This window comes from Parvularculales bacterium (assembly GCA_036881865.1).
GTDB lineage: Bacteria > Pseudomonadota > Alphaproteobacteria > JAPOUT01 > JBAJNM01 > JBAJNM01.
This window is the reverse complement of record JBAJNM010000067.1, coordinates 1-12899: the sequence shown is the minus strand read 5'-3', so window position 1 is coordinate 12899 and position 12899 is coordinate 1. Positions and strand designations below refer to the sequence as shown.

At 49.0% G+C, this 12899-nt stretch carries 4 protein-coding genes and 1 tRNA gene; all 5 read left to right on the top strand.

Annotated elements, in window-relative coordinates:
• Positions 1–159 precede the first annotated feature (159 nt).
• On the top strand, positions 160–360 hold the full coding sequence (locus V6Z81_10235; GenBank protein ID MEG9862843.1) for a hypothetical protein: 201 nt from the start codon (positions 160–162) through the stop codon (positions 358–360).
• 19 nt (positions 361–379) lie between these two features.
• Positions 380–456 (top strand) — tRNA-Met (locus V6Z81_10230).
• Positions 457–631: 175 nt separating this feature from the next.
• The gene (locus tag V6Z81_10225) at positions 632–1975 is read left to right on the top strand and encodes an integrase arm-type DNA-binding domain-containing protein (GenBank protein ID MEG9862842.1); all 1344 of its coding nucleotides are present in this window, start codon (positions 632–634) and stop codon (positions 1973–1975) included.
• A 659-nt stretch (positions 1976–2634) separates the two neighbouring features.
• Positions 2635–9441 carry a VCBS domain-containing protein gene (locus V6Z81_10220; protein ID MEG9862841.1) on the top strand — a complete coding sequence of 2269 codons (6807 nt, stop codon included), beginning with the start codon at positions 2635–2637 and terminating at the stop codon, positions 9439–9441.
• Positions 9442–9682: 241 nt separating this feature from the next.
• The coding region (locus V6Z81_10215) for a VCBS domain-containing protein (protein ID MEG9862840.1) at positions 9683–12899 on the top strand (3217 nt) is incomplete at its 3' end.

The following is a 12899-nucleotide window of genomic DNA, read 5'->3' as shown; positions in this document are numbered from 1 at the left end:
CCGGATGTTTTTGACCGCGGCGAAATCCTGCGCGCAACCCGCCCGGCTCTGTCAGCGCTGACAGTGGAAATCATCCGCAGCTTCCGCTAGTCGGACCGCCTTACCTGAGTAAAAATCAAAATGAAATCAAAGAATTAACTCAAACTGCAGGGTGGGCCGATGGATGACGACGAATGCAAAGCCTTTGAAGCGATCTCCGGCTTTGAGAAAATAATTCTTGTTCGCCATTGTGATGATCAAGGCAAGGTACAGTGTATGGAGGTGCCACCGCTGGAGAGTTACTTGCCGATTCTCTATCGCATTGCCGATGGCTTGAGGCAGATGGGATTTGCGCTTGACCACTACTGTCGCATCGCCTAGAAAATGGGTTTCTTACAGTGGCGGAGTAGCTCAGCAGGTTAGAGCAGCGGAATCATAATCCGCGTGTCGGGGGTTCAAGTCCCTCCTCCGCTACCAAATAGCACTTTCTTAAATAATCATTAAAGCTTCTAACGGCCAATAAATGGCCGTTTTCTGCGTCTTACAGACGTTTGACCGGTTAAAAACGCTCAAAGGCCATCATTGACATCTGGGAGTAAATGAGGGTAAATTGAGGGTAGTTTGAGGAAGCTTAATCGAAGCTACCCTCAATATGGACTTAAATATCAGAAAAATAAGAATTATTTCCAATCACTGTCTAGCGGAAAATCCCGTATGGCCACCGAAAGTAAAGGGCTGTTCCAAGACTTCCGATAGTCACACCGAGGATAAAACAATGGCTTTAAATAAATTAACAAATATTGAAATTCATAATGCCAAGCCGAAAGGGGATGGCAAAGCCAGAAAACTGTCTGATGGCGGCGGATTGTATCTGGAAGTTGCGCAAACTGGCAGTAAAGGCTGGCGTTTCAGATATCGTTTTGAGGGGAAGGAAAAGCTTATCTCCTTTGGTTCTTTTGAGTTTGTAACGATGATAGAAGCCCGTAAGCATAGAGATGATGCCCGGAAACTTCTCCATGAGGGCGTGGACCCCAGCGAGAAGCGGAAGAAAGACAAACAGGATAATAATAAAAGCATCGATAATACATTTGAGGTCGTTGGTGATAGTTGGTTTGAAAGCGAGAAGCATAATTGGGGTGAAAACCATCAGGAAAAAGTTCGCGGGATGTTGAGGAGAAACCTCTACCGCTGGATCGGTCAAAGGCCAATCAGGGATCTCGCGGGAGAGCCGGCGAAACTTCTAGAGATACTTAAAAATATCGAAAAACAAGGCAAAGTTGAAACTGCCCGCCGCGCCAAACAGGTCGCAGGACAAGTTTTTCGCCATGGAATGATCCTGGGTCATTGCGATGCCGATCCCACACAGGCACTCCAAGGCCGATTTAAAGCATCGAAAACAAAGCACCGTGCAGCGATCATTGACCCCAAAGAAGCAGGGCGGCTGATGCTGGCAATAGAAGGCTATCAGGGGACCGCTGAAGTGAGCTCGGCCCTAAAGCTCGCACCATTAGTTTTTGTGCGTCCAGGCGAGTTGCGTCATGCCGAATGGAGCGAGATTGACTGGGATAAGGAGCAGTGGGTGATTCCGGCTGAAAAGATGAAGATGCGCGAGGGCCATATCGTGCCGCTTAGCAGGCAAGCGATGGATGTGCTTCGGTCTGTTAGAATATTCACCGGCGATAGGCGCTATGTCTTACCAAGTGCCAGAACAATTGAAAGACCGATGAGCGACAATGCCGTTCTGACGGCTTTAAGGACGATGGGATATCCTAAGGAAAAAATGAGTGGACACGGGTTCAGGGCGTTGGCTCGGACATTACTTGATGAGAAACTTGGATATAGGGTCGAGTGGATAGAAATGCAGCTTGCTCATAATGTAAGAGAAGCGCATGGGCGAGCCTATAACCGGACTGCATTTCTTGATGGCCGCCGAGAGATGATGCAGGGATGGGCGGATTATCTTGACGAATTGAAAGAACAGGCGAGACTCAGTTAATCTAATAATATATTTCCGCTGACCATCTCCTTTTCGGCCATATTCAGCTACCGCCGCCAACTTTTGCCAACTTTCGCCAAGATTCGCCAACTTCCAATAATCTCCCGACAACTTTCGCCAACTTTCGCAAATACGATAGAAGGGCAGGGTATGGAAATGTGATACACATTCCCCCCTGTTTTTCCCCCGAAACCCGCTTACGCGGTTTTCGGGCGCAAAATCTTATTCGCATCAGAGATGCTCAACGAGTGTTGGTGGAGGTAACTACGTCAGGAGTGAGGCTTCAGGAGCCCCTAGGAACGCACAGAGCGCGATATCGAAACTCCGGCGATTTTACCCCCCGTTAATACGGCGCTTCTGTATGGCACCGCGAGGGCCTCGATGCTGCCATCAGTGAACGGTGGTGATGTTATTTATCTTAACGAAAATTGTTTTATATTGTTTTTATTAATTCAAATCCGGCCCCAAGAACTTCATTGGTGTCCGTAGTTGTCCGAAATTCGAATTGCGGTATGATCAGGCTAGGCATATAGAGGTCGACTTACAAGATCCGCAGAAATCTCCAATTATATGCTTCGACTTTAACATTTATGGTATAAGACCGAATGCCTAATGAGTTGAAAAACCATCTTGATTTATCAAGAAATCATTCCGCATTGATGAAACCAAGTGTTTCAGGGTCATCATCCGCTTCGGTGATTGTCTGGACACTCTCGGGTGTTGCGCTCGCCTCCTGCGGCGGGGGCGGTGGTGGAAGACCTGTTGTGACAGGGCTTGACACCACAGAAGGAGGAACATACTCCTTCAAAGCCAACGATTTTGGTTTTGACAGTGCCAATGTTCCTGTTCCCGTTACGATCGTATCTGTTCCCGACCCCGAGCATGGCAGGCTTGAACTTAATGGAAACAGGGTGAATGACGGCGAGACTATACCAGCAGCAAGTGTTGAAACGCTTAAATTCGTGCCTGCTCAGGCAGCATCAACCTATCAAGCAGAATTCAGCTACAGGGTAAGTGGAGATAGTCAATCAAGATCATTTAGCATTACCGTGATGGCTAATGATGACTTTGCGACGGCAATTAAATTGATACAGATTACCCCTTCGATAAGCGAAAATACGAACATATCAGGCAACGGGGTGGCTATCGGCACAATTGTCATCACTGATGACGACCGGGGCAATTTCGGGACGCTTGAGTTGGTCAGGGATGATGATCATGCATCGTTTGAACTCACTAATGGCGAAGGCATATGGGAACTCAGACTCAAGGAAGGTTTATCATTCGATCATGAAACCGTAGCGGTACTGAGTGTTCGCATTCATCTCCGGGAAGACCCAAAGGTTGTTACTGATCTTATCATCGTGAATGTGAATAATATCAATGACAACACCCCCAGTGCCACAGCGTCAGGTGTGGCCGGACTGGATGAAGGGGAATACACCGATGGCACGGCGGTGGGGACACTGACCTTCATCCCGAGTGATGGCGATGGCGATGATGTCATCTTTGAGGTTGGGGATTCCCGTTTCAGGGTTGACAGCATCAACGGCATCGACACGCTTGTCGTGAACGGCACGCAAACGTTTGGGCCCGGGACCGTCACCTTCGATGTGACGCCGAAGGATAACGGGCCGAGCCCGGGGAACCCGCTGACCGGCACGCCCGTATCGGTGGCGGTTACGATCACGGATGCCCCCGATGCTCCGAGTGTCAGTTTCATCGGGGGCGGGATAACGGCACAGGGGAGCGTCACCGAGAATGCGGCCCCGGCCCTGATCCCGGGGATCAGGTTTACCGCATCCGACCGCGATGCTGCTCAAGGGGAGTTTATCGCATCCGATTTCACGATTGAGGGGGGCGGGGCTTCGTTGTTCGAGGTTGTGGCGGCTCCTGCGTCCGGCGAGTTCGGGATCAGGCAGAAATCGGTTTTTGATTATGAAAATTCAGATCACCAAGGGCCTTTCACCCTGACGGTCAGGGTCAAGGACGACGCGGATCTTTTCAGTGCGCCATCAGGGGAAATCACAGTCACCGTCGTGAATATCAATGACAATGACCCAACTGCCATGCGGGATGGCGCGCAGGTCACGCTGAATGAGGGCGAGATCCCGGCGGGCACGGAAACGGGTTATCGCATTGACGGGAGCGATGCCGACGGGGATGCGGTGAGTTTCATCGTCAGCGATGGCCGGTTTGAGGTTGTGGGCAGAAACCTCCGGTTGAAAGACACGGCGACGTTCACTCCCGGCCAGATCACGTTCAACATCACGCCGATGGATGACGGCAGCCCTCAGCGGGCCGGCGAGCCGCTCGTGGTTTCCATCAATATCGGGGATGTCGCCGATGCCCCCACCGTCAGCTTTATCGGCGGCGGGGTCACGGCACAGGGGAGTGTCACCGAGAATGCGCCCCCGGCGCTGATCCCCGGGATCACGTTCACCGCAAACGATCGCGATGCCGCACAAGGGGAGTTTGTCGCATCCGATTTCACGATAGAAGGGGGCGGGGCTACTCTGTTCGAAATCGCGGCGCTTGCAACGCCCCGCCATTTCGGGATCAGGCCGAAGGCGTCCCTCGATTTTGAGAACCCCGGCGAGGACGGACCCTTCACCCTGACGGTCAAGGTGAAGGACGATATGGACCTTTTCAGTGCGCCATCGGGGAATATCACGATTACCGTCGTGAATGTAAACGAGAATGACCCTGAAGCCACAAGATCGGGCACACAGGTCACGCTGACCGCGGGTCAAATCACTGCAGCGACGGCAACGGGCTATCTCATTGACGGAAGCGATGCCGACGGGGATACGGTGAGTTTCACCGTGGATGACAACCGTTTTGAGGTTGTAGGCGGCAGCCTTCGCATCAAGGACACGGCGACATTCGCCCCCGGGGTGATCACCCTGATGGTCACACCAACCGATGATGGAAATCCGCCACGCACTGGGGCACCTATCTCGGTCAGTTTAACGATCAGTGTTAATGATCCGCCTACGGTCAGAACCAGCAGTCAGAGTTTAAACGGAATTATCAGTTTAAATGACCCTGATGACCTTCCGGGTGCCCTGACACTCTATGGGGTCACCGAACCCAGCCCCGGTGAAGCGGCATACAACGTCATCTCCGTCGACGCCGGTGAGACGGAGACTGTTAAGGGGGTTTATGGAAGTTATTCGATAACCCGACATGCCAGCGACGGCACCGCAACATGGGCCTATGTGGTGGATCATACTGAACCCAAGACCATGGTGCTGCCGAAAGGCGCGACGGCCCAGGACCGGCTTGAGGTGATCGTCTATGATGATGGTGACCTGTATTCGAATACCGTCACCATCACCGTCGACATCACAGGGGTCAATAACAGGCCCGTTTTGCGTCCTCTCCCCGGAGGGATCATCACCGATATTGCGACCAGCGGGAGTTCGGCCTTTACCGGTGTGCAGCGCGGCAGCTTCAACGTTCTGGATGACAGGGGAGACATTCACACTTTCGCGGCAGTTGGCGCGACCACTCCTGATACCGGTAGCCACTTCACTGTCGATGGGCTCACTTTTACCCATCGCGTTGAGGGCACTTATGGCGAGTTGTATTTAAATGCCGCAGGCAATAATGCCGGCAGTTACTATTATAAGTGGGATGAGGCCGAAGTCGGCAAACTCAGCGCCGGGGATACCGAGGAGGACATATTTGTGGTCACGGCGCGTGACAATAGCGGGATCAACAAACCCGGATCCGATGACCATTTTGAGTCCGAGCCGAAAAACCTGATCTTCACCATCAACGGCGTCAGGGACGGGCTTGCAACGGCGCTCGCCCTTGATCAGGGTGCCGACACCTCGGTTGCCGAGAACGAGGATACCGCAGCGGGGATCAGGATCGGCAGGATCAATATCACCGACCCCGATGGCGGCAGCTTCGGGATGCTCGAACTTACAGGGGACGATGCCGGGCTGTTTGACTTTGAAACCGATAGCACAACCGTTGATATCTGGCTCAGGCTGTCTCCCGGGGTTTTCCTCAACCATGAAACCGAACCGATGCTCACTGTACGCGTGCAGCTTGAGGAGGATTTCACCGTCCGGACCACCCCCATCACCGTCACGGTAACCGATGCCAATCACCGCCCCTCAATCGGCGTTGAGGCCGGCACCCCGTCCAGCACCAGGCCTGTTCAGCCCGATGCAAAGGGTGATTTCATTGCAGCGAATATCACCGATATTGCCGGTGACATGACCGCCGCCACCGGCTCCACGGTTGATTTTGGCACCCTTGTAGGCCGCCTTACCCAAGCCGATGACGATACGGCGGACACCCACACTTTCGGGGCCGAAAGCGCCATGACCCCTGATACAGGCACGCATTTCACCGCAGGCGGACATAATTACACCCATCGTGTTGAGGGCACTTACGGGGATCTGTATTTCAATACCGCCGGAACTGACGGCAGCTATGCCTATATCCGCGATGAGGCGGAGATCGAAAAGCTTGATGCGAGTACAAGTCAATCCGACATTTTTACGATCTCGGTAACGGACAGCAGCGGCGATGCGGCCAGCGCTCAATCCGCCCCGCAAAAGCTGGTCTTCATCATCAACGGCATCTCCCCCGAACCCGCTATTGCGTCACCTACCGGTAGCACCACTGTCAGTGTGGATGAGGACGGTTTGCTTGAGTTTAGCCAGGCGGGGGGGGAAAATGCAATCTCGGTATCAGGTACGGGGGATCTGAGGATACCCGAAGTGGTCATATCGGTCACGAGCGGCACCCTGTCTACAGGACATCAGCTCGCCGATGCTGATTCAGGCACAGATGGCAGAGGATACCGGATTAGAAGCGAGGCCGACACAGAGACCGGCACGCATGCGCTCACCTTCACCCATATCGACGCCCATGACCTGAACGCCCTGCTCGAAGGGCTGCTTTATTTGCCGGATGCGGATTACAACGGCGAGGACATGCTCACGATCAGGATTGAGGCCGGGGGGCGGACCACCACCGAGGAGATTTCGATCACCGTCGATCCCGTCGATGACCCTCTGCAGATTGTCAATTTCGGCGGCAGGACAATCTATCGGGACAATGTCGATAAATTCAAATTTGCCTATACGATCACCCTGCAGGAGTATGACAGGCTTATCCCTGCAGATCGACGGCCCGGACGACTTCCTCCTAAAGCTGGTGATGAAATCCATGTCATCGAGAAACTCGGGGATATCGAGCCCTATGACTTAACGCCGAATGACAATGTCGAAATTGTTGACCCTGACGGCTACACGGTCGCCGGCGGGACATTGTATTTTCGTGTGGTGGAGCAGTTTAGGCGGAACAGCCCTGATGAAGGATACTTCGATCCCGACCATGAATATATCAAAATCAGGGAAGCACTGAATGCGGGCGAGACAGGCGTCTATCTGGACGGGACGACTGTCAAATACCGATCCGATGCGTCACAACCGGCAGATGACGATATTTCGGTCGCGACTGTGAATAAAATACCAAGAAATGCAGACCGCTCGAGAATTGGGGAAAAAGGCGATCATCTGGTTGAGTATATGATTGCCTTTAACCAGAGGCCCGAGTCATCCCTGCTGACAGATGACCAGTGGGAGGTCCTGCTGAAGGAATCTCTTGTGGATTTGCTCAATTCAACGGATGCCGACCTCACCCCAAATCTCGAACAGCACATCCTCCGTCTTGATTACAACACGGTCAACACAAGGCTCATAGATCAGAATTACAAAACAGTAGTCACGGCCTATTTTGAGGATGGCGCATCGGGACAGGTCAGTGATCAGGAAGGGGTTCTAGTCACCAGTGATCAACGGCTCAATGGAAGCTATTCCAGTTATACGGCAAAACTGGTTAACGGCAACATGGTGGAGATCGAGTACACGTTAAATTCGCACAGGGGCGGAAACCCAGTAGTCGGGAACGGACCGATCATTAAGTCCGGTGACATCACCGTCGTCAATGCGAGACAAGTCTGGAATGTTGGAAATACCATATCCACTTTAGATAACAATGATCCCGATGGCCCGCTCGTCATCACCTACAGTTTTGCGGATAGCCAGGCCGATCTGGACAGAGTCACAGCAGTTTACGGCAGACCTGATAGGATCGATGTCCTGCAACTTCAGGCAGACAATGACATTATCAGGGATGTCTTCGACAGCATCGAAGATGTGATCAATATGAAATTTATCGAGGAGAGAGAGCTAAACATCTCTACCTCTGATCTTGTTTTTTCCAGTATAAAGGTTCAACCGGGAACGATTACCCTTCTCGGTGTTGCACAATCCTTCGACGACTATTTTGGCAGACCCATCAGTCATATCACGAGCCTGTCTTTAACCGAACCGGGGTGGAGTTATGAGCGGGTCAGGGAAGTCTATCTCCATGAAATTTTGCATGGTCTTGGTCTGTCCCATCCCGGTCTGCAACAGGGCAATGAAGGCCCGCCCCTTGCCACGTCCGATATGGCTGTCTTTGAGAATTCGGTGATGGCCTATGTCAGCGGGCTTGATTTCGGGGAGAATGAACAACGCTTTCCCATAATGCCGCAGCTTCACGACATTGAATCCCTGCAGCGGGTCTATGGGGTCAATACAACAACCCGCAGCGTTGATACGGTCTATGACTACACCGATAGCATCCAGGCCTATGAAATCATCTATGACATGGGCGGTGTGGACCTCTTCAATTTCAATAACCCGGACTTCAAGGCCGGTGTTGATCTTGAGATGACCGCCGGGGCGCGATCGAAGATAGCCACCACCGACCATAACTGGAACTTCGTGATCGCCTACAATGTTGTCATTGAAAACGTCATCGGCACCAAACATGCAGACATTATCAGGGGCAATGATGCCGATAATATCCTTGAGGGTCTTGCCGGAGCCGATATCCTCGACGGGCGCTTCGGCAGTGACACCGCAAGCTACAGCCTGTCGGAAGCTGGAGTCAGCGTCGATCTCACCCGTGCAGGCGGCATTCAGGCGACAACCAACGTTTCAGGCGACCATTCCTCGGGGGACACCCTGACCAGCATCGAGAACCTTATCGGCTCCCCCCATGATGACGCGCTTACGGGGAACCGCGACCATAACAGGCTTGAAGGCGGCGGGGGCGATGACACCTACACAGGCGGCGGCGGCAGGGATGTCTTCGTCGCCCAGTTCGGCACGGGCAAGGGTCTTGATACGATCACCGATTTCGAAATCGGGGTAGACACGCTGATCCTTGAGGTTGCCGGGGCGCTGGCAGATTTCTTTGCCGTCTTTGCGAGCATGCTGACGGCAACAAAGCCCGATAGCGATGAGATTGAATTGCGCATGACCGGAAACAGCACTGACGGGCTCGATATACAGTTCACCGAAGCCATCGCCGCCGCTTCCATCACTGATGCGCATTCATTGAAAGCCGCCCTCGGAGGCGAAGATCATATCCAGATTGATGTTGTTTAGTCTTCTCACTGTATACTTGCTCAGAAACCCATGTCAATGTGACGAAACATATGGGGTGGAACTAAATATTGGATAAAAATAAGTGTAATATGTGCTGTTATATGGCCAAAAACCTGAATAATTGGCAGATATTGTGGATAATAGAAAATTTTCCTTAAATAATTGACAAAATATCTATCTTTTATGAAAGTAAATACTTCAAGTGATTTGTAACTCATTCATTGGGGAGGATATTTTTATTATGTCGGCAACTACACCAACAATTAGCACGCCATCTACTAGACATCATCGTATTACTTTGGACTCTAGGACAAAACATGCTTACGAGGATAATGAGTTTCGTAATCCTCAAGGAAAGGCGAATTTAACTTTTGTTACTGGCGACCTTCTTCAAAGCAGTACAGGCTATGAACTTTATATTAGATGGACAGATCTAGCAGGTGAAATTCATATTGAAAAAATTGATAATAGTGACGGTGCTACAGATGGTACCGCAGAGGGCATTGATTTAAATTACGGACGGCTGGTTGTGAAATCAACTGGTGAATGGTCATATGAACTCGATAATGCAAACAGTGCTGTGAATGCAAAAAACAGTGGGCAATCGGATTTACAAGAATGCATTACATTCTTTTATAGGCATGTTACGAGTACAGAATCAGATGAGGATGCTGTAGATACAGTCAATATTACTCTTCATGGTGCAAACGATCAGACGGATTATCAAAACCCACCTACAACGTCAATAGATTCATCTTACAATATCACAAGTGATGTTTTGTTTGGTCATAATGAACACGTTCAAGGAGGACCCGGCAGTGATGTTATGAACGGTACGGAGGCTAGTAATATCTTTCATGGCAATGGGGGTGATGATTGGCTCTTTGGTGAAGGTGGTCACGATGTATTTTACGTAGATGTTCGTGATGGTGGAGTCCATGGGTATGAAGTCGTCATAGACGGTGGGACTGGTAATAATGAATTAATGTTCAACATTCAATACAACGAAAATTCAAATACACACACAGATTTTGTAACTGATGCAGCGATTCATTTTGACCTAGATGATGACGGTACAAAGATAAGATGGAGATATAATAATTTTACTCAAGATTGGGAATCAGCTTCACCTGGTGATGACGATTATGAACAGTCAGATTATTTAAGGGTGTGGGTTGATGCAGACCATGACAAAGTAGGTATGAGTGAAGCTGATACTAATGCTGAAACGAAAGATAGATTTTTCTATGTCAGAAATATTGAAAAAGTAAACATAAACGGTTCAAGCAAAAATGATACTATTACAACTGGTGAAGGCAATGACAAAATAAATGCATACGGGGGAACCGATGTGCTGGATGGCGGGGTTGGTGATGACACATATGTCTCAACTCAAACAGGTAGACCATCAAGTTATTACTCTCTTCAGCTGAATCTAGAGGATAATACCAGGTGGAAGTATTCTGGTTCAACATGGGTGTCATCAGACCCTTCAAAAAGCGATTATGATAAAACTTTTACACATATTCGGGTCTGGTATGATTTGGACAATGATGGTTACGACAATACCCGAGATGAGTTTGACTACATTTATCGCTTTGACCAATTGGATGTTTGGGGCGGTAGAGGAAATGTTTTCAACCACATCACAGGTAGTGATGGAGATGATATAATTCGCACTAACGATGTTAGGAACAATATTTTTGATGGTGGAGACGGAAACGATACTTACTACAGGCATAACTCAGGGGGCGGCATTATAGATTATTTGATGAAAATAAGGTGGACGTTAAACGATAACGGTAGTTGGGAGAAAAGCACTTCACATTCAATAAATGATTACATTCGCATTTATATTGATAGAAATTATAATTACCGTCTAGATGAAACTGACCATCATACGAGTATTACAAATTTCGAAAACTTTCATATTGTAGACGAAAAAACAAACAACAACTATCTGTTAGGCGCTGATGGAGATGACAAATTTATCATGTCTGGTGGAGATGATGTGATTGTTGCTCGTGGTGGTGATGATTTACTTGCTGGAGGCAGAGGCTCCGACACGTTAACTGGCGGAGCAGGCAGAGATGAAGTTAGAGGTGGTAGGGATGATGACTTCTTTGTCCTATATCAAGGTGCTTATGCTAAGAATGGCGAAAATGTTGATATTATCTACGATTTCAGTTCTAACAATACTTCTGGTAAAGCCACATTTAATGGAACTGCAAAAGGTGGAAACGATGAAATCCGATTGTATATAGATGGTGGTTTGGCTCGTCTTCGGGCTGATGTTACCGCCAAGAATGATGATGATTATGATTTGTTGGATGCCTTAATGGAAGCAGCCGATATTAACATTATTCAGAGGTTAAATGATACAGTTATCGTCGATAAGAGAGGTGAAATTGATTCTGATCTTATGATTCTTAAGAATTTTCCCGCACTCACAATTTCTCATTTTGATGTAATTGATCACCCCATCGGCATCACAGGTGCCAGTGTTGCATATGAGGATAATACGGTTCGTGACCCTTCAGGTCGGGTGGCTTTTAAAAATTCTACGAAGACCGGATACACGCTTGTTGTTAGGTCTCCATCTGACGATATTAAAATTCGGAAGATCTTGGAAGATAATACAGATGTGGAACTTGAATATGGCACTCTTACGATGAATTTGGATGGTAACTGGTCGTATGAATTGGATAATAATAATAGTATGGTCCAAGCCCGAAATAGTGGTGAAACATTAACGGAATGGGTCACTGTCTATTTTACAAATTTTGATGTTGAAGGACTTCGTTGGGTATATAGGGAAACTGTAAACCGTTCTTTTGGAATAACCATACATGGTGCGAGTGAGACTAATGTTCTTGATAATACATCTTCTTCACTAGATCTAGTTATTTGTTCAGATAGCACTCCAACTTCTCCGAAAACATTAAAAGGAGGGTCTGGCAATGATGTTATAAAAGGAGCTGCTGGACAGGATACCATCTATGGTAATGGTGGCGATGATTGGATCACGGGCGGTGCTGGGGATGATACGTTCCATATAACAATCGGTGAAGGAAATGATGTTATTGATGGCGGAGGGGGTGTGAACGATGCATTGTATTTTAACCAAAGCAATCCGAATGGAAATACAAATAAAATTAGTATTGATCTGAATGAAATTACACGCTGGAAATACAATAAATTTACACAGTCATGGGATTCAGTCATTGACTCTTCGGAACCAGGATATGATGGATATTTTCACCGCATTTGGGTGAATTTGGATGGTGATGAAAGTGGCGACTCTGAATATGACAAGGATGATGAGTACCATTTCGTAAAGAATATTGAACGGTTAATTGTTTTTCACGGTTCAAGCAGAATGGATACTATTGTAGGTGGGCCGGGGAATGATAAAATATACGGTCATGGGGATGATGACAGAATAGGTGGTGGAGCGG